This window comes from Streptosporangium sp. NPDC002524 (assembly GCF_040295985.1).
Classification (GTDB): Bacteria; Actinomycetota; Actinomycetes; order Streptosporangiales; family Streptosporangiaceae; genus Streptosporangium.
On sequence record NZ_JBEOWK010000006.1, the window covers coordinates 53,409 to 74,106 of the forward strand.

Annotated in this window: 19 protein-coding genes; 11 read left to right on the plus strand and 8 right to left on the minus strand. The window is 72.9% G+C overall.

What is annotated here, in order from left to right:
- Positions 1-54 precede the first annotated feature (54 nt).
- On the plus strand, positions 55-528 hold the full coding sequence (locus ABT053_RS11670) for a SixA phosphatase family protein (RefSeq protein ID WP_350968884.1): 474 nt from the start codon (positions 55-57) through the stop codon (positions 526-528).
- Positions 529-670: 142 nt separating this feature from the next.
- The gene (locus tag ABT053_RS11675) at positions 671-2,896 is read left to right on the plus strand and encodes an FUSC family protein (RefSeq protein ID WP_350968885.1); all 2,226 of its coding nucleotides are present in this window, start codon (positions 671-673) and stop codon (positions 2,894-2,896) included.
- A 219-nt stretch (positions 2,897-3,115) separates the two neighbouring features.
- On the opposite strand, the gene serB is transcribed toward ABT053_RS11675, so the two are convergent.
- Positions 3,116-4,339, minus strand: a complete 1,224-nt coding sequence (serB, locus tag ABT053_RS11680; protein ID WP_350968887.1) for a phosphoserine phosphatase SerB — start codon at positions 4,337-4,339, stop codon at positions 3,116-3,118.
- Positions 4,340-4,454: 115 nt separating this feature from the next.
- On the opposite strand from serB, the gene ABT053_RS11685 reads away from it, so the two are divergent.
- Together ABT053_RS11685 and ABT053_RS11690 are read left to right on the plus strand one after the other, a co-directional pair.
- Complete coding sequence (locus ABT053_RS11685; RefSeq protein ID WP_350968888.1) at positions 4,455-5,213, plus strand: GNAT family N-acetyltransferase; 759 nt, start codon at positions 4,455-4,457, stop codon at positions 5,211-5,213.
- Entirely contained in the window at positions 5,210-6,133 is a 924-nt protein-coding gene (locus tag ABT053_RS11690; RefSeq protein ID WP_350968889.1) for a lysophospholipid acyltransferase family protein, read from the plus strand. The genes ABT053_RS11685 and ABT053_RS11690 overlap by 4 nt, the downstream gene beginning before the upstream one ends.
- Before the next feature lie 147 nt (positions 6,134-6,280).
- Here ABT053_RS11690 and ABT053_RS11695 read toward each other — a convergent pair whose 3' ends face one another.
- The 5 genes from ABT053_RS11695 to ABT053_RS11715 all read right to left on the minus strand — a co-directional run bounded on the left by ABT053_RS11695 (position 6,281) and on the right by ABT053_RS11715 (position 10,552).
- Positions 6,281-6,961 (minus strand): response regulator transcription factor, encoded by a 681-nt coding sequence (locus ABT053_RS11695; protein WP_350968890.1) that lies wholly within the window; start codon positions 6,959-6,961, stop codon positions 6,281-6,283.
- A 319-nt stretch (positions 6,962-7,280) separates the two neighbouring features.
- Positions 7,281-7,832: a hypothetical protein gene (locus tag ABT053_RS11700; protein WP_350968891.1), complete on the minus strand. Its 552-nt coding sequence runs from the start codon at positions 7,830-7,832 to the stop codon at positions 7,281-7,283.
- Between the two features lie 296 nt (positions 7,833-8,128).
- Positions 8,129-8,668: a hypothetical protein gene (locus ABT053_RS11705; protein ID WP_350968892.1), complete on the minus strand. Its 540-nt coding sequence runs from the start codon at positions 8,666-8,668 to the stop codon at positions 8,129-8,131.
- Between the two features lie 109 nt (positions 8,669-8,777).
- The gene (locus ABT053_RS11710) at positions 8,778-9,890 is read right to left on the minus strand and encodes an S-adenosylmethionine:tRNA ribosyltransferase-isomerase (protein WP_350968893.1); all 1,113 of its coding nucleotides are present in this window, start codon (positions 9,888-9,890) and stop codon (positions 8,778-8,780) included.
- Complete coding sequence (locus ABT053_RS11715) at positions 9,887-10,552, minus strand: SDR family NAD(P)-dependent oxidoreductase (protein ID WP_350968894.1); 666 nt, start codon at positions 10,550-10,552, stop codon at positions 9,887-9,889. The genes ABT053_RS11710 and ABT053_RS11715 overlap by 4 nt, the downstream gene beginning before the upstream one ends.
- A gap of 123 nt (positions 10,553-10,675) precedes the next feature.
- On the opposite strand from ABT053_RS11715, the gene ABT053_RS11720 reads away from it, so the two are divergent.
- Positions 10,676-11,824 (plus strand): GAF domain-containing sensor histidine kinase, encoded by a 1,149-nt coding sequence (locus tag ABT053_RS11720; protein WP_350968895.1) that lies wholly within the window; start codon positions 10,676-10,678, stop codon positions 11,822-11,824.
- Complete coding sequence (locus ABT053_RS11725) at positions 11,821-12,471, plus strand: response regulator (RefSeq protein WP_350968896.1); 651 nt, start codon at positions 11,821-11,823, stop codon at positions 12,469-12,471. Before ABT053_RS11720 ends, ABT053_RS11725 begins: the two co-directional genes overlap by 4 nt.
- Before the next feature lie 302 nt (positions 12,472-12,773).
- Here the strand turns inward: ABT053_RS11725 and ABT053_RS11730 are convergent, their stop codons facing one another.
- Entirely contained in the window at positions 12,774-13,481 is a 708-nt protein-coding gene (locus ABT053_RS11730) for a hypothetical protein (RefSeq protein ID WP_350968897.1), read from the minus strand.
- 171 nt (positions 13,482-13,652) lie between these two features.
- Between ABT053_RS11730 and ABT053_RS11735 the strand changes: the two genes are divergently transcribed.
- A complete protein-coding gene (locus ABT053_RS11735) occupies positions 13,653-16,358 on the plus strand; it encodes a protein kinase domain-containing protein (protein WP_350968898.1) in 2,706 nt (901 codons plus the stop codon).
- Between the two features lie 145 nt (positions 16,359-16,503).
- Here the strand turns inward: ABT053_RS11735 and ABT053_RS11740 are convergent, their stop codons facing one another.
- Positions 16,504-17,223, minus strand: a complete 720-nt coding sequence (locus tag ABT053_RS11740) for an Rv1486c family protein (RefSeq protein ID WP_350968899.1) — start codon at positions 17,221-17,223, stop codon at positions 16,504-16,506.
- A gap of 66 nt (positions 17,224-17,289) precedes the next feature.
- On the opposite strand from ABT053_RS11740, the gene ABT053_RS11745 reads away from it, so the two are divergent.
- The 4 genes from ABT053_RS11745 to ABT053_RS11760 all read left to right on the plus strand — a co-directional run bounded on the left by ABT053_RS11745 (position 17,290) and on the right by ABT053_RS11760 (position 20,534).
- On the plus strand, positions 17,290-18,084 hold the full coding sequence (locus ABT053_RS11745; RefSeq protein ID WP_350968900.1) for an ABC transporter ATP-binding protein: 795 nt from the start codon (positions 17,290-17,292) through the stop codon (positions 18,082-18,084).
- 103 nt (positions 18,085-18,187) lie between these two features.
- Entirely contained in the window at positions 18,188-19,381 is a 1,194-nt protein-coding gene (locus ABT053_RS11750) for an SPFH domain-containing protein (RefSeq protein WP_350968901.1), read from the plus strand.
- 139 nt (positions 19,382-19,520) lie between these two features.
- Positions 19,521-20,276, plus strand: coding sequence for a sulfite exporter TauE/SafE family protein (locus ABT053_RS11755; RefSeq protein WP_350968902.1), 756 nt, complete (start codon positions 19,521-19,523; stop codon positions 20,274-20,276).
- A 30-nt stretch (positions 20,277-20,306) separates the two neighbouring features.
- Positions 20,307-20,534, plus strand: a complete 228-nt coding sequence (locus ABT053_RS11760; RefSeq protein ID WP_329088968.1) for a DUF8836 family protein — start codon at positions 20,307-20,309, stop codon at positions 20,532-20,534.
- Positions 20,535-20,698 lie beyond the last annotated feature (164 nt).

Below are 20,698 nucleotides of genomic sequence, written 5' to 3' on the forward strand. Positions count from 1 at the left end.
GGCGATGGCCGCGGTGTTCGCGGTGATCGTGGGCCTGGCCATGTGGGCGTCGCGATGACGGCGCGCACGCTCGTCGTCCTGCGCCACGCCAAGGCGGTCCACACCTCCGGCCTCGCCGACCGCGAGCGGCCCCTCACCGAGATCGGCGAGCGCGACGCCCTCAGGGTCGGCGCGGCTCTCGCGGGCATGGACCTCACCCCCGACCTGGTGCTCTGCTCGCCGTCGGTACGGACCCGGCGGACCGCGGACCTGGCGCTCCCCGGCGCGGAGATCCTCATCGAACCGGCCATCTACGAGGCCTACCCCGACGAGCTGCTCACGCTGATCCGGCGGAGCGACCCCGAGGTCGGCACGCTGGTCCTGGTCGGTCACAACCCCGGGGTCCAGGAGTTGGTCACGCAGCTCACCGCCGTCGACGGCGACGCCGGGTTCCCGCCCGGCGCGTTCGCCGTCATCGAGGTCGACGGCGAGTGGTCCGGGCTCGACACCGGTCGCGGTATCGCCCGCTGGAGCCCCAAGAAGCACTGAGACGAGCCCCCCGCGGGTCCCCGGAAAGCACTGGAAGAGCCCCCGGAAGTACTGAGACGAACCCCCCGGTGAGATCCCCGGACGTACCGGGATCCGGCGCGGTTCCGGGAGGGGCGGCGCGAGAGGCGCGATCGGGGGTGGCATGCGAGGGCTCACCGGCGCGCTGCGCGCCGACTTCCGGCTCTCCGGCCGTCCGGCCTGGGGGTACGGCCTGCTGTGCGCGCTGGTCATCTGCCTCCCCCTGATGCTCGGTGTCCTGCTGGGCCACCTCCAGATGGGCGCCTCGGTGGCCCTGGGCGGCTATCTCACGCTCTTCGGGGACGCCCCGGGCGAGCCGTACGGTGATCGCGTCCGGGGGTTGCTCGTCACCACGACCGCGGTCACGCTCGGTGTCGGTCTCGGGGCGCTCATCCAGCCCGGCCCCCGGTCGGTCGCCGTCGTGGTGGTCGGCCTGGTCGCGGCGGCGGGCGTCTACTGGCCGGCGCTGGGCACCCCCGCGGTGCTCTCCGTGAGCCTGGCGTACTTCGCGCTCCCCGGGATGAGCGTGCCGCTCCACATGGGGGTCACGGCCGCCGGCGGCCTGCTGGCCGTGCTGGTGGTCGTGGCGGTCTGGCCGGTACGGCGTCTCCGGCCGCTCCGCAGGGCGGTGGAGGAGGCCGGTACGGCGCTGGCCGACCTCCTGGCGGCCGGGGGGAGGGCGCCGCTCGCGGACGAGAGCTGGGAGCCGCTGCGCTGGCGGGCCGTCACCGCGCTGAAGGACCTGGACAGGGCGCTCTCCCTCTACCGGATCTCCGTGGAGGACGACCGGTCGCCGGAGCGGCTCCCGGCCACGCTGGCCCGCGTCTTCCAGCACACGATCGCGCTGCGCGTCCTGCGCGCGGCGGCGGTGGAGGCGGGCATCGGGACGGAGTGGGTCCGGGAGCTGGACGAGGCGGTCGGGGTGCTGGCCCGCGCGCTGCGGGAGGCCGCGCTGCTCGGCGGTTCGTCGCGGATCCCGGAGGCGCTGGCCGCCATCGGGCGGTTCGCCGACCGGGTGGACGAGATCCGCGCGACCGCCCGCGCGGGCGGCACGCCACTGCCCGCGGCCGTCCTGGTGGGGCAGATGCGCCAGGGGGTGGACCGGATCGCGATGGCGGTGCGCTCGGTGGCGCGGCAGGCCGCCGAGGGCGTCGAGGTGGGCCCCCGCCCGCCGAGGTTCGTACGGCCCCGCAGACCGGTGGTCTCGGCGGGGCACCACCCGGTCCGGGTGGGACTGGCGGTGATCACGGCCATGACGCTCATGGTGCTGGTCCACGAGCACTACGCGAAGTGGTTCGTGGTGACCGTGGCGGTCAGCCTCCGGCCCGCCTACCGCGACACGGTGGAACGGGTGCTGCTGAGGGTGCTGGGCACGGCCGTGGGCGCGATGGCCGCCGCGGTGGTGCTGGCGATCGCGCCGGGTCATCTGTACCTGACGCTCTTCATCTCCGTCTGCGCGGCGCTGGGCTTCGCGCTGCGCGGGTCCGGCTACGGATACTGGGCGATCTTCTCCACACCGCTCTCGCTGATGCTGTCCGACTTCTCCCTGCCGCTCGACTGGGGCGCGGCGGCGGCCAGGGTGGGGCTCACGGTCGCGGGCGGCGCGCTGGCGCTGCTCTTCGCCCGGCTGCTGTGGCCCAGGGGGCACCGGGCCCGGCTGACCGCCAGGGTCGCGGAGATGCTCGACAGCCACGCCGTCCTGGTGCGGTCGCTGATCGACAGGGACCCCGCCCAGGTGGACGTCCGTGGCTTCGCCGCGGCCGACGCCGCCGGGCGGCTCGCCGACTCCCTGGACCTGCTGGACAAGGAACCGGGCGGCAGCGCGCCGAGGCGGCTCAGGGAGTCGCTGACGGCGGCCGGGCGGTTGCGGGACAACGCGCTCGCGCTGCTGGCGGTGCCGCCGCCCGAGGAGGGGGCGGGGCCCACGGTGACGGTCCTCGACCTCGTCGCCGACCGGCTGGAGAAGGTCGCCGAGGCGGTCAGGACGGAGGAGGCCGGGGTGCCGCCCGACGATCTCGACGCGGTGCTCGACGAGCTCGGCGCGTACGTGGACGCGCTGGCCGCCCGCCGCCTGGACGAGATCGCCGAACTCGCGGAGCTCGCGGAGCGCGCGGAGCGCGCCGATCCGGCTGATCCGGCTGATCCAGTTGATCCGGCCGATCCGGGTGATCCGGGTGATCCGGCCGGTCCGCACGAGGACGTGGCCAACAGGATGACCGGCCTGCGCCGGCGCGTCAGGCACGCCGCCGCCGCGCAGCCCGCCCTGCGGGGCCTCGGCGCCGAAGCCGTACGGCTGGCCGCCCTCACCACCCCGAGAAGCCGGCGGCCCGCCACCCCGGAGAGCCGGTAGCCCACGACTCCGAGAAGCCGGTAGCTCACCACCCCGGAAAGCCGGTAGCCCGCCACTCCGAGAAGCCGGTGGCCCGCCACCCCGGAAAGCCGGTAGCCCACCACTCCGAAGAGCCGGTGGCCCGCCACCCCGGAGAGCCGGTAGCCCGCCACTCCGAGGAGCCGGTGGCCCGCCGCCCCGAGGCGCGAGCGGCCGCGACCGTCCGCGAGCTCGGCACGGTCAGCGTTCGGCGGTTGTGACACCGTCCTCGGCGTCGGCGTCCTCCACCTCGGCGCGGGGGATGCCGAGCAGGTAGAGGATCGAGTCGAGGTAGGGGACGTTGACCGCGGTGTCGGCGGCGCGGCGGACCACCGGCTTGGCGTTGAACGCGATGCCCAGCCCGGCCGCCGCGATCATGTCCAGGTCGTTGGCGCCGTCGCCGATGGCCACGGTCTGGCTGATCGGGATCCCCGCCTGGCGGGCGAAGCGCTCCAGCGCCCGCGCCTTGCCCGGCCGGTCGACGATCTCGCCGACCACCCGCCCGGTCAGCACGCCGTCGACGACCTCCAGGGTGTTGGCCGCCGAGTAGTCGATCCCGAGGTCGTCCACGAGGGCGTCGGTGAGCTGCGTGAACCCGCCGCTGACGATCGCGAACCGGTAGTCGAGCCGCTTGAGCGTCCGTACCAGCGTCCGGGCGCCGGGGGTGAGCACGAGCTCCTTGCGCACCTTCTCGAAGACCTCCTCCGAGAGGCCCTTGAGCAGCGCGACCCGGCGGCGCAGCGACTCGGCGAAGTCGAGCTCGCCGCGCATCGCCTCCTCGGTGACCCTGGCGACCTCCTCCAGGCAGCCGGCGTGCGCCGCCAGCAGCTCGATCACCTCGGCCTGGATGAGCGTCGAGTCGACGTCCATCACGATCAGCCGCTTGGCCCTGCGGTGCAGGCCGGTCCGCTGCACGGCCACGTCGACCTGCTGGGCGTGCGCCTCGACGGCGAGCTCGGCCCTGAGGGTGTCGGGGTCGGCGCCGGAGAGGGAGAGCTCGATGCAGGTCACCGGGTAACTGGACAGGCGCTCGATCCGGTCGATGTTGGCACCGGCCGCGGCGATCCGCCCGGCGATGCCCGCCATCGCGGCGGGCTGCAGCGGCGAGCCGAGCACGGTGACGTTCAGCCGCCCCCTGCGCCGCTTCTCCTTCGGGTCGGAGCCGGTGGACAGCTCCACCTGCAGCCCGAGATCCTCCGCGGTCCGCTCGACGGCGGTCCAGAGGGCACCGAGGGTGCCGCCGGTGCCGGTCGGCGTGTCGCCCGCGTACGAGACGAGGACGCCGAGGGTGAGCCGGCCGCGGATGACGACCTGCTCCACGTCGGCGACGATGACGGGGAAGCCGGCCAGGACCGAGAAGAGGCGTGAGGTCACGCCCGGTCGGTCGGGGCCGTTCAACGTGATCAGAAGCGTGCGCTGGTTCATCGGTTCCTACGGTACTTGGCTCCGGATCGGACCGTGAATGTGGTTCATCATCCGGACGCCTGGAGTTCGCGGGGCACTCAGGTCCCGCGTCACCTGCGGCTGTCTTCATGAACTCATGACGACCCTTCCCATGGAGCCGCGCCTCGCCCGCTACAGCGTCGGGCTGGCCGCTACCGCCGTCGAGATGCGCGAGGCCCAGCGCCTGCGCCACCGGGTCTTCGCCGAGGAGATGGGCGCCAGGCTGGACAGTCCCATCACCGGCCTGGACGTCGATCCGCTCGACGCCTACTGCGATCACCTCCTGGTGAGATGCGACGACACGGACGAGGTCGTCGGCACCTACCGGCTGCTCGCGCCCCGCCGGGCCGACCGCCTCTACTCCGACTCCGAGTTCGACCTCGGCGCGCTGGCGGGCATCCGGGGGGACATGGTGGAGGCCGGACGGGCCTGCGTGCACCCGGGCCACCGGGGTGGCGCGGTGCTCGGGCTGATGTGGGCGGGAATCGCCCGCTACATGGAGGCAGGGGGGTACGGCTGGCTGGCCGGGTGCTGCTCGGTGCCGACGTCCGACGCCGCCGGGATCATGGAGCGGGTGCCGCTCTCCCCGCCGGGCTACCGCGTCACGCCGCGCCGCCCCTGGCGGGCGGACCCGGTCTCCGCCGTGCCCACGCAGCGGGAGGACGCCTCCGCGGCCGCCACGAGGCGGGACCGGGCGCTGCCGCCGCTGCTGCGCGGCTACATGCGGCTGGGCGCCTGGGTCTGCGGCCCGCCCGCCCACGACCTCGACTTCGGTACGGCCGACTTCTTCGTGCTGCTCTCGATGAACGAGGCCGACCCCCGCTACCTGCGCCACTTCCTGGGAGCCACCCCGTGAACCCGTGGATGCCGACGGCGCCGTGCGGTCCCGCCAGCTGTCTTCTCCCGCCGGGATCGAGGGCCGCCTGGCCGCGCAGGACGATGCGCCTGGCGGCGGTCGCGCTGGTCGTCCTGGCGGGGACGGCGCTCGCGTTCGCGGGCCGCGGGCTCGGCACGACGGGCAGGCTCCGGCTGACGAGCGCCTGGTCCCGGCTGGTGCTGCGGGCCGTCGGCGTACGGGTCGAGGTGCGGCAGGGCTTCGCGTTCATGGCCGGTTCCGTCTCCGGACTCCGCCCGGTCACCGGCGTCTCCGGGCACCGTTCGGCCACCGGCGTCTCCGGACTCCGCCCGGTCGGCGACGGGCCGGCCGGGGCGGCCCCGCTGGTCGTGGCCAACCACGTGTCGTGGCTGGACCCGCTCGTCATGGCGGCGGTCCTGCCGTGCCGCCTGCTCGCCAAGCGGGAGGTGCGGGCGTGGCCGGTGGTCGGCCTGCTGGCGGCCGGCGCGGGCGCGCTGTTCATCGACAGGGACCGGCTCCTCGCGCTGCCCGAGGCCGTCGACGGCGTGGCCGCCGCGCTCGCCGACGGCCACCCGGTGGCGGCCTTCCCGGAGGGGACGACCTGGTGCGGGCGCGGGATGGGCTCCTTCAGGCCCGCCGTGTTCCAGGCCGCCCTGGACGCCGGTGCCCCGGTCAGGCCGGTGGCGATCAGGTATCTGGAGGGGGACGACGTACCGGCCACCGGGCCCGCCTTCGTCGGCGACGACCCCCTGTGGGCCTCGCTCCGCCGCGTGGTGGCCGTCCGGAGGCTGACGGTGCAGGTGACGATGCTGCCCGCTGTGTGGGGACGTGACCGCAGGGAGCTGGCCTGGGCGGCCGAGTCGTCCGTCGCCTCGGTGGTGGTCGCCGGGGCCGCGCACGGCCTCCCCGTCGCCGCCTGACGTTCCGGATCCCCTCGGGAGGACCGTACGCCGCCTCGCGCGGGGGCCCGGTCCCGCGCGGAGAGGAACAGCAGCTCAGGCCGAGCCCAGGAGGACCGTACGCCGTCTGGCGCGGAGGCCCGGTCCCGCGCGGAGAAGAACAGGGGCTCAGGCCGAGCCCAGATAGGTGATGACGGCCGCCACCCGGCGGTGGGTGTCGGGGCTGTTCTCCAGGGCCAGCTTCATGAAGATCGAGTTGACGTGCTTCTCGATGGCCGAGACCGACAGGTGCAGCGCGCGGGCGATGCCTCCGTTGGACAGGCCGTGGGCCATCTCCCTGAGCACGTCCAGCTCCCTGGGCGTCAGCTCCGCGGGCGGGGGACCGCCGCGTACCCCGCGCTTGGCGAGCAGGCCCTCCACCACCTTGGGGTCGATCACCGAGCCGCCCGCGGCCACCGACCTGATCGCGCCGAGCAGCTCGTCGATGTCGCCGACCCGGTCCTTGAGCAGGTACGCGCGGCCCTCGGTGCCGTCCCTGAACAGGTCTAAAGCGAACATCGCGTCGGAGAACTGGGAGAGCACCACGACCCCGATGTCCCGTGAGGCGGCGCGGACGCGGTGCGCCGCGTCGATGCCCTCCATCCCCGGGCGGACGAGATCGGCCGAGCCCGGCATCCGGATGTCGGTGACCACCACGTCGGGGCGCAGCCGCCCGGCGGCGTCGAGCAGCTCGTCCGCGCTGCCCACGGCGGCCACCACCTCGATCTCACCGGAGGTCTCCAGGAGCCTGCGGGTGCCCTCGCGTACCAGGTAGTGGTCCTCGGCCAGGACGACTCTCAGATCAGCCATGAATCTCGACCACGAATCTCGGCCATGGGCCCGCGCACCGCCCGGAACTCGCCATGGGGAGATCCTGCCCGGTCCGGGGGCGCCGTGCATATGAGGTTGGCCGCACTCTGTGGTCCCGCTCCGTGGTCGCGCCCCGGTCTCGCTCCCCGGTCCCGCTCCTTGGTCCTGCTCCCCGGTCCCGCGCCCCGGTCCCGTTCCCTGGTCCCGCGGCGCGCTTCCGGGCGCGGCTCCGGCGCCCGGAGAGAGGCCGGGCCCCGTCCTTTGGCAGGACGGGGCCCGGCGGGAAACACAGAGACCGCGGGGAACGCGGAGACCAGGGTCAGCGCACGATGCTGGTCTTGACCTTCTTCACGAAGTACCAGCTCTTGATGCCCATGCGCTCCAGCTCGTCCCTGGAGAGGTTCTCGGCACCGGTCGGGACGTCGTAGCTGTCGACGCCGAGGATGGCCTGCGCGGTCCGTCCCGACTTCTTGCCGAGCTTCACCGTGATCGCGAGGGTCTCGTACTCGTCGACCTCGACGACGTTGGGGTTCCAGCACCAGAGGCCGTCCTCGTAGCTGTCACACGTGGTGCCCTTGGGACCGGCGACCTTGAGGACCTTCGAACCCTTGGGCAGTAGGCCGCCCGTGAAGAAGTAGTCGGCCTGGTGAGGGCCCTTGTTGACGGCCTTGATCTTGTAGGTGATCTTCCCGTTCGCCTTGACCTTCTTCGGCGCGGAGACGGTGATCGCGAAGGTGGAGTACGGCTCCGCCTTGACGACCGCCGCCGGTGCCTGCGCCGAAGCGGCCGAGGAGGGGGCGGCGAGGAGCATGCCGCCGGCCAGCGGGGTGACCAGAGCAATAGCGACGATCTTGGAGATCGGGTGGCGCATCAAACGTCTCCCAGCTGAAGAGTCAAGGGGACGTCTGGAACGTCCCATAAAGTCCGCAGCGTTTTATCACATATGCAGAGATAAAGAGAAATTATATTCCGCTATAGGAATTTCTCGGGAACGGCTTGATGCGGTGCCGTGCCGGACGGCGCGGGCCCCTGCCCGCGCGTCCGGCGCGTGCCGCGTCACCGCCCGGCCGGGGCGTTTCCCGGTGTCGCGATCTCCCTTGTTTTCGGTGATCGCCCCTGGTCAAAGGCGTTTTCGGTAATCGCCCCGGCCAAAGGCGGCGAGTGCGGTCAGCGGAGGACCCGGGTCTTCACCCGCACGTACTTGACGTCGGTGCCGACGTCGATGCCGTGGATGTCGAGGGTGCCCAGCCCGCCCGCGGGGACGTCGATCGAGGCCGAACCGAAATCGGCGGTCGCGGTGCCCCGGGCGCTGTTCCTCAGCCAGACCCTGACCTTGAGGGTGGCCGTCCTGCCGGGGTTGAGGGTGTCGAGCAGGCAGCCCACCTCGCGCCCCGAGACCTCGCAGTACGAGCCGGCGGGCTTGCCGACGATGCGGACCCTGGAGGCCTGCGAGGGAAGGTAGCCGCCGACGTAGGCGATGTCGGTGTACCACTTGCCGACGTTCTTGATCCTGAGCGTGTAGACGTACGAGTCGCCCGCCCAGGCCCTGCGCGGATAGGAGACGGTCGTCTTCAGCGGCGCGAGCGGCTGGTCCGCGACTCCCTGCGGCGCGGTGGTCCGGGGAGCCGCGGCGTTCGCGGTTCCGGGGGTGAGCAGCATGCCTCCCGCCAGGGCGATGGCGGCGAAGGCGGTCAGGTGCCGGCGCATTTCTTTACTCCAGTCGGAATTAGGTGATCCCCGTCGATTACCGCCCCAGCATGCGGGGCCCGACTTGGAAAACCCTTGTGACTGACTGGCCGGCTATCCGGCTATCCGGCTATCCGGCGATCAGGTGGACGTCGCCGAATTCGTGCCAGAGATAGCCCTCCCCGAGCGCCTCCGCGTACGACCGCGAGAGCAGGTCGCGCCCGGCGATCGCCGACAGCATCAGCAGGTGGCTGGAGCGCGGCTCGTGCAGCCCGGTGAGCAGGCCGTTCACCGCCCGCACCCCGACCTCGGGGGTGACGATGTGCGAGGTCCAGCCGTCCGCGGCCCGGACCCGGCCGGTGGCCAGCGCGGCTGTCTCCAGCGCCCGGACCACGGTCGTGCCGACCGCGATCACCCGGCCGCCGGACTCCCGCGCGAGCTCCACCTGCCGCGCGGTGGCCTCGGGCACCTCGAACCGCTCCGGGTACGGCGGCTCGTCCTTCTCGGGGGACGCCACCCCCGTGTGCAGGGTGATCGGCGCGATCCCGACCCCGCGCGACACCAGGGAGGTCACCAGCCCGGTGGTGAACGGCCGCCCCGCGCTGGGCATCTCCGCGCTGCCTGGCCGGACCCCGAACACGGTCTGGTAGTCGGCCAGCGGCCAGTCCCTGTCCACGTACGAGTAGCGGATCGGCACGCCGTACCGGCGCAGGTAGCCGGTGACCTCGCGGTCCAGGCTCGCCCGCCACAGGCGCGGCGTCTCGCGCCCGAGCAGCCGCAGCGTCGCCCCGCCCGGCAGCGGCAGCCACTCCCCGTCCGCGCCGCCCCGGTAGGGCTCACCGGCCGGCTCGGTGCTCTCGGGGCCTCCGGGAACCCCGGGAACCCCGGGAACACGGCGCCGCCGGAGCTCGACCAGCCACGTCCCGTCCTCCCGCTCGGTGGAGAAGTGCACCGCGAGCCGGTCGAGCCGGACGGCGGCGGGGAGCGTGCCGGAGTTGTTGACCACCAGCAGGTCGCCGGGGCCGAGCAGGCCGGGAAGCTCGGAGAACGCGTGGTGGCCGACCTCCCCGGTGCTCCGGTCCGAGACCAGCAGGCGCACCCCGTCACGGGCCAGCCCCCGGGCCTCCGGCGGCTCGTGCGCCTCCAGCTCGCGCGGGAGCACGAAGTCCGCGGCCATGGCGTCCGCCACGGGCAGGCTCGCGACCCCTCCCCAGTCTCCGGTACGGCCCTCCCGCCCGCTCATTCGTGCCTCACCCGGCCGCTGTCCGGGCGGTCGGCGATGAGCCGCCGCAGGGTGGGCACGACGGTCTCCGGGGCCGGGGCCTCCGCCGCCTCCCCGGCGCCGACCGCGTCGGCGAGCATGCTGGTGGACATCTCACCCGGATCGACCCACCAGACCGCGACGTCCGGCTCCTCGACGGCCAGCACGTGGGAGATCTGCTCCAGGGCCGCCTTGGTCGCGCCGTACCCGCCCCAGCCCTCGTACGCCTCCACCGCCGCGTCGGAGGAGATGTTCACGATCGCGCCGCGCCGCTCCCTGAGCCCGCGCAGGTTGGCCTGGATCAGCGCCAGCGGGGCCAGGACGTTGATACGGAACAGCTCCTCAAGGGTGTCGGCCGGGTATCCGGCCAGCGGTGGCAGCGGGACGGCGCCCAGCCCCGACGCGTTGTTGACCAGCAGGTCCAGCCCGCCGTGTTCCCGTACGGCCAGCGCCAGCCGGTCCCGGTGGGCGGGGTCGGCGACGTCCCCGGCCAGGGCGAGGGCGCCGAGCCCGGCCGCGGCGGCGCGCAGCGCGTCCTCGCCCCGCGCGGTGAGGATGAGCCGCCAGCCGTCGGCGGCGAGGGAGCGGGCCAGTGCCAGGCCGAGGCCGCGGGAGGCGCCGGTGATGAGTGCGGTCTTCGTCATGCCTCGACGCTAGGAGCCGGGTGCCCGCCCCACATCGGCCGCCGGACCCGGCCCGGGATGGGCTGATGGGCCTAGGACCGATGGCGTACGCGGTGGCCGCCCGCCACCGCCTAGAGTCGGTTCGTGAGCCCCGGGAACAAGGAGAGCGAGGACGGCGAGGACAGGGACGCCGTGCTGCACGCGGTGAGCTCGGCCGTCCTCGCGGTGACCAGGCATCTGTCGGTCCGGGAGGTGCTCCAGGTCATCGTGCGGTCGGCGCGGCGGCTGCTGGACGCCCGCTACGCCGCGCTGGGCGTGCCCGACGACCAGGGGGCGTTCGCCGAGTTCGTCGCCGAGGGCATCTCCGACGAGCAGTGGGACGAGATCGGGCCGATGCCCCGCCAGCACGGCATGCTCGGCGCGATGCTGCGCGAGGGCGCGCCGGTCCGGCTGCCCGACATCCGCAGGGACCCCAGGTTCGAGTACTGGCCGCGCGCCCATCCGGTGCTCAAGGACTTCCTCGGGGTGCCGATCCTCGACGGGGACGAGGTGCTCGGCATCATCTTCCTGTCCAACAAGCGGGCCCCCGGCGGGTTCACCGAGGCCGACCAGCGGCTGCTCACGATGTTCGCCGCGCACGCCGCGATCGCCCTCACCAACGCCCGCCTGTACGAGCGGGGCAGGGAGCTCACGCTGGTCGAGGAGCGCACCCGGATGGCGAGGGAGCTGCACGACGCGGTGACCCAGAAGCTGTTCTCGCTGCGCCTCACCGCGCAGGCCGCGGCGTCGCTGGTCGTCGACGATCCCGTACGGGCGCTGCGGGAGCTCGACCGGGTGGAGCGGCTGGCGGGCGAGGCGCTGGCCGAGCTGCGCGCGGTGATCGTGGAGCTCCGCCCGGCCGAGCTCGACCGGCACGGCCTGGCCGAGACGCTCCGCAAGCACGTCCGCCTGCTCGACCGGCTGCACCCGGCCGCGTTCTCGTTCGAGGAGGCCCCGGTGTGCGAGCTCGAACCGGCGACCGAGGTGGCCGTCCTCCGGGTGGCCCAGGAGGCGCTGCACAACGCCTCCAGGCACTCGGCGGCGCGCGCCGTCGAGGTCCGGCTGGGCTGCGAGGGCGGGCGCGTGTTCCTGGAGGTGAGCGACGACGGGGCCGGGTTCGACGTGACCGCCGCGGCGGGCCGGGGGCTGGGCATCGCCTCGATGGGCGACAGGGCGGAGTCCGTCGGCGGGGTCGTACGGGTGAGGTCGGAGCCCGGACGGGGCACGCTCGTCCGGATGGAGGTGCCCGGATGATCCGCGTCCTGATCGCCGACGACCACCCGGTCGTCCGGCAGGGCCTTCGCACCTTCCTGGACCTGCAGGAGGACCTCGACGTGGTCGGCGAGGCCGCCGACGGCGCCGAGGCGGTCGCCCTGGTCGGGTCCCTCGCCCCCGACGTGCTGCTGCTCGACCTGAGGATGCCGGTCCTCGACGGGCTCGGCGCGCTGCTCCTGCTGGGCGAACGCGGGCTGTCGCCGAGGGTGCTCGTGCTGACCTCGGTCAGCGACAGGGGCGACGTGGCCCCGGCGATGCGGGCGGGCGCGGCGGGGTTCCTCTACAAGGACGTCGAACCGGCCGCGCTCGTGCAGGCGATCCGGGCGGTGCACGGCGGCCAGGTGCTGCTCGCTCCCGAGGCCGCCGAGGCGATGCTGTCGGGTCCCGGGCCCGTCCCGGCCCCGGGGGAGGGCGGGCACGAGGGCAGGCACGTGGTGCCGCTGACCGACCGGGAGCGCGAGGTGCTCGCGCTGATCGCGTCGGGCCGCTCCAACCGGGAGATCGCCAGGCAGCTCACGGTGGCGGAGAAGACGGTGAAGACCCACGTCTCCAACGTGCTGATGAAGCTGGGCGTGCAGGACAGGACCCAGGCCGCCCTCTACGCGGTACGGAACGGCCTGGCCTGACGGTACGGCTTGCCCTGGCCTGACGGCGCGGTCTGGCCCGACGGCACGGCACGGCACGGCCTGGTCTGACAGCGCGGCACCGGGCTGGACGCCGTCAGGCCGGACGCCGGACCTGACGGCGTGTGAACCTGGCGACGCCAGGCCTGACGACGCCGGACCTGACGGCGTTTGAACCCGGCAACGCCAGGCCTGACGGAGCCGGACCTGACGGAGCCGGACCTGGCGCCGCCGGATCGGGCGCCGCCGGATCTGGCGGTGGCCGGTCCGGCGGTACCCGGTCCGGGCGTGGGACCCCTACGCCGTCAGGTGTCCTTCTTCTCCTCGCGCCGGTCCGGCGGCGGCGGGGGCGGCGGAGGCGGGGGCGGTGGGGGTGGTGGGTTGTAACCGCCCCCTCCGCCCTTGGACTTGGGTTTGGGCGGCGTGGGGTGGACGATCTTGGTTTTGACCGTCTTGAGGTAGTACCAGTTGGGGAAGGCCAGCCGCTTCCACTCCTCGCGGCTGAGGTCCCCGCCTCCGGTCGGGACGTTCCAGGTGTCGGCGCCGAGCTTGGCGACCGCGATGCCCTTGGTCCGCTTCTTGAGCTTCACCCAGATGCGTACCGTCTCGGAGTCGCCCTTCTCGAGGATCCATGGCGTCACGCACCAGAAGCCGTCGTCGTAGAAGTCGCAATCAGTGCCTTTGGGGCCTTTGTAGTAAACGGTGTCGTTAATGCCTTTTGGTAGGACGGTCCCGCCGACGTAGAAGTAGTCGGCCTCTCTCGGCCCCCGGTTGGTGACCTTGACCTCGTACATGAACTCGCGGCCGTTCCTGACCCGTTTCGGTGCCTTCACCGAGACCTTGAACGCCGACCAGGGCCTGTCCTGCCGCGCCGAGGCGGCGGCGGCCAGCGCGGGCAGGGGCGCGGAGGGGGCCAGGGGCGGCGCGTTCACGACGGCGGCCGAGGCGGTGGGGACGATCGCGAGCGGAGCGATGAGGCTGAGACCTAGAAGCGTGCCGAAGCTTCGGCGCATGGGCGTCTCCGCACGAGCTAGGGGTGATCGTAGTCACCATTTGTTTCATGAATTATGTCGTAAGCAGGACTCGCCGGAATAGTGAATGATCTACCTCAACATTCCTTGTTTGCGTATCTTTGGTTACTCGGGGACGCCAGCGACTCACGGCTGGACAACGGGGAGGCTCACGTGCCGGACACGAACCCGCTGCGCAGGGAGGACCCCGAGTCACTGGGTGACTACCGGCTGCTCGGCCGCCTCGGCGAGGGGGCACAGGGCGTGGTCTACGCGGGCCGTGGACCCGACGGGGCGATGGTCGCGATCAAGCTGCTCCACCCCCGGCTGAGCGACACCGGCATGGACGGCGACCGGTTCCTCCGCGAGGTCTCCGCCGCCCGCCGGGTGGCGCCGTTCTGCACGGCCCAGGTGCTGGGCGCCCACATGGACGGCGACCGCCCCTACATCGTGAGCGAGCTGGTCGAGGGCGTGTCCCTGCAGCGGGTCGTGCAGTCCGAGGGACCCCGGCGCGGCAACGTGCTCCACCGGCTCGCGGTCGGCACCGTGACCGCGCTGGCCGCCATCCACCGGGCGGGCATCGTGCACCGCGATTTCAAGCCCAGCAACGTGCTGCTCGGCCCCGACGGACCCCGCGTGATCGACTTCGGCATCGCCAGGGCACTGGACTCGGCGATGACGGTGACGAGCGGTGTGGTCGGCACCCCCGCCTACATGTCGCCGGAACAGGTCTCCGGGCACCGCGTCGAGCCCTCGTCCGACATGTTCAGCTGGGCGCTGACGATGACCTTCGCCGCGACCGGGCGGCCCGCGTTCGGCCAGGACAGCGTGCCCGCGGTCATCTACAGGGTGATGAACGAGAGCCCCGACCTGTCCGCGCTCCCCGACACCCTGCGGCCGATCGTCGCCTCCTGCCTCAGCAAGAACGCCGCGGAGCGGCCCAGCGCCTCGGAGGTGCTGTTCGCGCTCCTGGAGACCCAGTCCGACGAGACTCCCGCCGCGTCGGCCGTACCGCTCGTGCCGTCCGTACCGCTCGTGCCGTCCGTGTCGCCTGTGTCCCCGGCACCCGCCGACAAGCGGCCACCCGCCGACGAGCAGCCGCCCTCCGGTAAGCGGTCGCCCGCCGACGAGGGGGCGCCCGCCGGTGAGAAGCCATCCGCCGACGCACCCGCGGACGCACCCGCCGACGGACGGCCGCCCGCCGGTGAGGGGTCGTCCGCACCCGAGACGGTGTGGGTGCGACCGTCGGGGGAGGACCCGAGGGGCAGGAGACCCGATGCCACCTCCGGCCGTGCTCCCGGTGGCCGTCCCGGCGCTGCTCCGGGTGCCGCCCCCGATGCCCCCCGGAGGCGCCCAGGCGCGCCGGGCGGGCCTCCGCCCGTGGTCAACCCCTTCGCCTCCCCCGCGGGCCCCGCGCGCTACCCGGGCAACCTGACGCCCGTGGGACGGCGGCCCGCTCCGGTTCCCGTACCGCCCGAGGGGGTCTACCCCCCGCCGCCGCCACAGCGTCCGGACATCTTCGCCGACGCGGCCCCCGCGGCGCCCGGCGAGCCCGGCGAGCGCGGGGCGCGGCGCAGGCGCGCCGTCCTGGTGACCGCGGTGCTCTCGGGGGCCCTCACCCTGGCCGCCGCCGCGCTGGTGGCGGTGCCGAACCTGCGGGGCGACGCCACGACCCCCGAGGACCCTCCGGCCACCCGGAACGCCCTGGCCGGCGACGGTACGGGGAAGCCACCCCCGGTCCCCTCCACCCTGTCCCCGGCGACCGCCTCCCCGGCTCCCCCCACGCAGACCACGCAGACCACGCAGACCACGCAAGTCACGCAGGCTCCCACCGCCGTCACGCGGGCGATGACCCCCGCGCCCACGGCGAGCCTCACGACCGCCCCCACCCCCGGGCCGTCCGAGCCGCCCGCCCCTCCGGCCACGGCGGTGACCTTCGACGGCCAGGACGGCAAGACGCTCAAGGGGCACACCAAGGCCGTCCAGTCCCTCGCCGGCGTCAAAATCGGGAAGAGGCTCACCGTCGTCTCGGGCAGCCAGGACGGTTCGCTCGGGCTCTGGGACCCGGCCAAGCACAAGCGGCTCCACCGGCTCCGTGGCCACCGGGGCGAGGTCTACGCGGTCGCCACCGTCACCTTCGGCGGCAAACCGTACGCGGTGACCGGCGGCTACGACCACTCCGTCCGCCTGTGGAGCCTGAAGTCCCGCAAGAGCACGGCCCTGGGCCACCACCCCATCGCGGTCTTCGCCGCCGCGGCCGGCACCGTGAACGGTTCGCCGCTCGCCGTCACCGGGGACGGCGACGGCACCCTCTACTTCTGGAACCTGAAGAGCCGCAGGCTGCTCAAGACCATCTCCGCGCACCGCAACGACGTCAACTGGCTCGCCTTCGGCAAGGTCGGCAAGCGGTCCGTCGTCGTGTCCGCCAGCGCCGACGAGACGCTGGGCGTCTGGGACCTCGTCACCAGGAAGCGGTACGGCAAGGTCTACCGGGGGCACAGCGGGCCGGTCTTCTCGGTGGCCTTCGGCAAGCTGGGCGACCGCACGGTGATCGCCTCGGGCGGCAAGGACAAGAAGATCAGGATCTGGGACCCCAAGACGTCCAAGACCGTCGGCAAGCCCCTCGGCGGCCACGGCGGCAACGTCTACTCCCTGGCGTTCGGCGAGGTCGACGGCCGCACGGTGCTGGTGTCGGGCAGTACGGACGGGACCGTCCGGCTCTGGGACCCGGCCGGGGGCAAGCCCCTCGGCAAACCGGTCAAGGCCCACAAGGGCGGGGTCTACTCGGTGGGCGTCATCACCGTCGGCGACCGTACCCTGGCCGTCTCGGCGGGCAGGGACCGCGCGGTCAAGCTCTGGAAGCTGACCTCCGCCCGGTGATCCGCCCCCGGACCGTCAGACCGGCTCGGCCGAGCTCTGGAAGCTGACCTCCGCCCGGTGATCCGCCCCCGGGCCGTCAGACCGGCTCGGCCGAGCCCTGGAAACCGACCTCCGCCCGGTGATCCCCCCCGGGCCGTCACGGCCGTCAGACCAGCTCCGTGATGGCGTGGTGGGCGACCACCCGGGCCCGGCGCACCGCGCGGTCGAGCTCGCGCAGAGCCTCACCGCGTACCGCGATCTGGCCCGAGGTGAGCCCGCGGTCGTCGGCGACCCGGAGCACCGCGGCGAGGCGGGCGGCCAGGGCGGCGACCCGGTGCGCCCTGGCGGGGTAGCCGGGGGCCAGGCCGTCGTCCACGATCTCCAGCCGCCGATGGCCCTGGACGGGCCCCTCCACGCCGAGCAGGGCGTCGGTGGCCACGCGCATGGCACGGGTCAGCTCGTGCTCCGCCTCGGCGAGCGAGGGCAGGTCGGGGGCCGTGGTACGGGCCTCCAGCACGGTCCAGCGAACCCCGGCGTACGATGACCCGCGGCGGTCGTTTACCGGGATCAGCCCGAGGCACCTGCTGGGAAGCACGGCTGTCGCCGCCTGCCCGGCCTCGATGGCGGCGGAGTTGAAGGGGGGCGGTCCGGTGAGCCCGAGCGGGTCGCCCGCGATGGGAAGGGCGAGGCGCAGCGACCTCATGCCCTCGATCCGCAGGTCGGCGAGGAACGCCCGGAGGGGGAGGTCGCCGGTCTCACCGGCGACGAGTTGGGGGCCTGCCTGCCGCTCAACGCGGTCGGCGGCCTCGTCGAGGCCTACCTGTCCGGCGAGCCAGGCATTGCCCCAGCAGACCAGGGTGGCCGAGATCGGTGAATCAGGGTGCACCGATCCACGATATGCGCTTGCCCTGCAATAGGTTTTGTTCCAGCGATTCACAAGGAGGCATAAGGGATGGGCGGTCAAGTGCTTCGGCTACAGGACGTCACCGTCCGCAGGGACGGAGCGGCCCTGCTGCGGGAGATCGACTGGACCGTTCACGAGGACGAGCGGTGGGTCGTCATCGGTCCCAACGGCGCGGGGAAGACGACGTTGCTGCAGGTGGTCGGGGCGATGCTGTTCCCCACCGAGGGCGTCGTCGAGATCCTGGGCGAGCGGCTCGGTCAGAGTGACGTCTTCGAGCTCCGGCCCCGCATCGGGCTCGCGAGCGCCGCGCTGGCGGAGAAGGTTCCGCCGGAGGAGAAGGTCATCGACCTGGTGCTCACGGCCTCGTACGCCATCCTCGGCCGCTGGACGGAGGAGTACGACTCCCACGACGTCACGCGCGCCGTCGAGCTGATCGACCAGCTCGGCTGCGCCCACCTGATCCGGCGCCGGTTCAACACGCTGTCCGAGGGCGAGCGCAAGCGGGTCCAGATCGCCCGCGCGCTCATGCCCAACCCGGAGCTGCTGCTGCTGGACGAGCCCGCCGCGGGCCTGGACCTGGGCGGGCGCGAGGACCTGGTCCGCCGCCTGGCGACGTTCGCGCACGACCCGAAGGCGCCGACCATGGTGCTGGTCACCCACCACGTGGAGGAGGTGCCCAGCGGGTTCACCCACGCGCTGCTGCTGCGGCACGGTTCCGTGGTGGCCCAGGGCCCGATCGACCAGGTGATGACCGCGGAGAACCTGTCGCGCACCTTCAGCGTCCCGCTCACCCTGGACCGGGGGCGCGACGGCCGCTGGTACGCACGGGCGCACCAGCTCTGAGGTAGTTCCGAGATCGTTTCGGTCGTTCAAAGGCCGGTGAAGGGAAAAGCAAATATCCTGCCGGGTCAAGAGTTCCACGTGACTCGACCACCCGGGATGGCTCATGGAATGGCTTGTCGCCGCGCTCGTCGTCGTGGCCGTGGCGGGGTTCGCCGCCTACCGGACGGTCCGCGTCGTGCCGCAGGCCACGGCGGGCGTCGTGGAGCGGTTCGGGCGCTACCACCGGACGCTCGCCCCCGGGCCGAGCCTCGTGGTGCCGTTCATCGACCGGATCAAGGACATGGTCGACCTTCGCGAGCGGGTCGTCGCCTTCCCGCCGCAGGCGGTCGTCACCGCCGACAACCTCGTCGTCTCCGTCGACACGGCCGTCTCCCTCCAGGTGGTCGACGCCCGCGCGGCCACCTACGAGATCGCCAACTTCCTGGTCGCCGTCGAGCGGCTCGTGGTGACCACGCTGCGTGACGTGGTCGGCGCGATGGACGTGGACCGCGTACTGGTCTCCCGCGAGGAGATCGAGGCCGGGCTGCGCGAGACGCTCGACGCCGCCACGGGCGCGTGGGGCCTCCGCGTCGGCCGGGTCGAGCTCACGGCGGTCGATCCGCCCGTCTCCGTCCAGGAGTCCATGGAGAGGCAGGCCCGCGCCGACCGCGACAGGCGGGCCGCGGTGCTCGCGGCCGAGGGGCGGAAACAGGCGGCCGTCCTCGCCGCCGAGGGCGAGCGGCAGGCCGCCGTGCTGAGGGCGCGCGGCGAGGCGGAGGCCACGGTGCTCAGGGCGCGGGCCGACGCCGAGGCCAGGGCGACGCGGGCCAGGGGGGAGGCCGACGCGATCGACCTGCTCTTCCGCGCCGTCCACGAGGGCAGGCCCGACTCGGAGCTTCTCGTCCACGAGTACCTGCGGGCCCTCCGCGGGGTCGCCAAGGGGGACGACGGCACGCCGGGGAGTGCCTCACCGGACCTGAAACGGGTCCTCGAAAGCCTGGCGGACCTCCTCCCTGCCAAGGAGGAGTCCCCGGACGCGGAGGGGCCCCCGGACGTGAAGAGGCCCTTGGACGTGGACAGGTCCTCGGGCGAAGACAGGTCCCCGGACATGGACAGGGCTCCGGGCATGGACAAGTTTTCGGGCGAAGACGGGTCTCCGGGCACGGACAGGTTTTCGGTCTGGGACGAGTTCCCGGGCACGGACAGGCCTCCGGCCGGGGACGGGCCCCCGGGCACGAACAGGCCTGACCGGACGGAGGGATTCCCGGTCAGAGGGGGATCCGCGGTCAGGGACGCTCCCGCCGAGGACATCCCCTGAGAAAGCGTCCTTAAGGACACGCCTTAAGGACGCCCCTTAATGACACCCCGGCCACCGGACGACCGTCGATCTCCTCTTACCATCCGGTGAGTGCCGTGCACCTGTCATGGGCGCGAGCCTTACCAGTGAGGGGAAGTGCATGACACCGTGGGAGGCGGTCGCGATCTTCGTGGCCGGCATCGGGGCCGGGGGCATCAACGCCGTCGTCGGTTCCGGGTCTCTGATCACGTTCCCGACGATGGTCGCGCTGGGCATGCCGCCGGTCGTCGCCAACGTCTCCAACACCGTCGGCCTCGTCCCCGGATCGCTCACCGGCGCGCTCGGCTACCGGGCCGAGCTGAGGGGACAGCGCCGGAGGCTGGTCAGGCTGGCCGTCCCCGCGGTGGTCGGCGCGGTGGCCGGCGGGGTGCTCCTGCTCTACCTTCCCGCGGAGACGTTCGACATCGTCGTGCCCGTCCTGATCGGCGTGGCGTGCGTGCTGGTGGTGATCCAGCCGAGGCTCAACGGATGGCTGAGCGCCCGGCGGGAGCACGCCCGCCCGCACGGCGGCCCCTGGCTCTGGGGCGGCGTCCTCGCGTGCGGCGTCTACGGCGGCTACTTCGGCGCGGCCCAGGGCGTACTGCTCATCGGGCTGATGGGCACCTTCCTCGACGACCGCCTGCAGCGGATCAACGCGGCCAAGAACGTGCTCGCGCTGCTGGTCAACGCGGCGGCCGCGGTGCTGTTCATCGTGATCGCGGAGGTCGACTGGCTCGCGGCCCTGATGGTGGCGCTGGGCGCCGCGATCGGCGGCTTCCTCGGCGCGAAGATCGGCAGGAGGCTGCCCGCCCCGGTGCTGCGCTGGTTCATCGTCTGTATCGGAGTCGTGGCGATAGTCAAACTGGTGTACGGGTGAACCTGCCCCCTACCGGGTACCTATATAGGTATGAAAGGTGACAAAGTCGAGGTTGTCATCGACGCAGGAGACAGTTCCCGTACCTACGAGGTCAGCGCCACCAGAGCGGGCCGCCGCGTTGAGGTGGCCAACGCCCGAGGCGGCGTCGTCGAGGTGAGCGAGGTCACCCGGAGCGGAACGGCCGTGCGCACCGCCCGCTTCATGTCCAGCCGTATTCTCGCCCTGGTCGAACACCCCGCCGACGGCAAGCCGGCATAGACCGGTCCGGCGGCGGGCCGGCTCTCGTCACGCCCGGGTGGGACGCGCCCGATCACGGACGCGCCCGATCACGGTCGTACCTGATCACGGACGCGCCTGTCACGGACGTGACGATCACCCCTGGGCGGGGCGCGGAGCCCGCGTCGCGCCCAGGTCACCGGACG

What these genes read in the sequence shown, in the direction of transcription:
- ABT053_RS11670 (WP_350968884.1), top strand. Translation starts at nt 55, where the DNA reads ATGACGGCGCGCACGCTCGTCGTCCTGCGCCACGCCAAGGCGGTCCAC.
- ABT053_RS11675 (WP_350968885.1), top strand. Translation starts at nt 671, where the DNA reads ATGCGAGGGCTCACCGGCGCGCTGCGCGCCGACTTCCGGCTCTCCGGC.
- serB (WP_350968887.1), bottom strand. Translation starts at nt 4,339, where the DNA reads ATGAACCAGCGCACGCTTCTGATCACGTTGAACGGCCCCGACCGACCG.
- ABT053_RS11685 (WP_350968888.1), top strand. Translation starts at nt 4,455, where the DNA reads ATGACGACCCTTCCCATGGAGCCGCGCCTCGCCCGCTACAGCGTCGGG.
- ABT053_RS11695 (WP_350968890.1), bottom strand. Translation starts at nt 6,961, where the DNA reads ATGGCTGATCTGAGAGTCGTCCTGGCCGAGGACCACTACCTGGTACGC.
- ABT053_RS11700 (WP_350968891.1), bottom strand. Translation starts at nt 7,832, where the DNA reads ATGCGCCACCCGATCTCCAAGATCGTCGCTATTGCTCTGGTCACCCCG.
- ABT053_RS11705 (WP_350968892.1), bottom strand. Translation starts at nt 8,668, where the DNA reads ATGCGCCGGCACCTGACCGCCTTCGCCGCCATCGCCCTGGCGGGAGGC.
- ABT053_RS11710 (WP_350968893.1), bottom strand. Translation starts at nt 9,890, where the DNA reads ATGAGCGGGCGGGAGGGCCGTACCGGAGACTGGGGAGGGGTCGCGAGC.
- ABT053_RS11715 (WP_350968894.1), bottom strand. Translation starts at nt 10,552, where the DNA reads ATGACGAAGACCGCACTCATCACCGGCGCCTCCCGCGGCCTCGGCCTG.
- ABT053_RS11725 (WP_350968896.1), top strand. Translation starts at nt 11,821, where the DNA reads ATGATCCGCGTCCTGATCGCCGACGACCACCCGGTCGTCCGGCAGGGC.
- ABT053_RS11730 (WP_350968897.1), bottom strand. Translation starts at nt 13,481, where the DNA reads ATGCGCCGAAGCTTCGGCACGCTTCTAGGTCTCAGCCTCATCGCTCCG.
- ABT053_RS11745 (WP_350968900.1), top strand. Translation starts at nt 17,290, where the DNA reads ATGGGCGGTCAAGTGCTTCGGCTACAGGACGTCACCGTCCGCAGGGAC.
- ABT053_RS11750 (WP_350968901.1), top strand. Translation starts at nt 18,188, where the DNA reads ATGGAATGGCTTGTCGCCGCGCTCGTCGTCGTGGCCGTGGCGGGGTTC.
- ABT053_RS11755 (WP_350968902.1), top strand. Translation starts at nt 19,521, where the DNA reads ATGACACCGTGGGAGGCGGTCGCGATCTTCGTGGCCGGCATCGGGGCC.
- ABT053_RS11760 (WP_329088968.1), top strand. Translation starts at nt 20,307, where the DNA reads ATGAAAGGTGACAAAGTCGAGGTTGTCATCGACGCAGGAGACAGTTCC.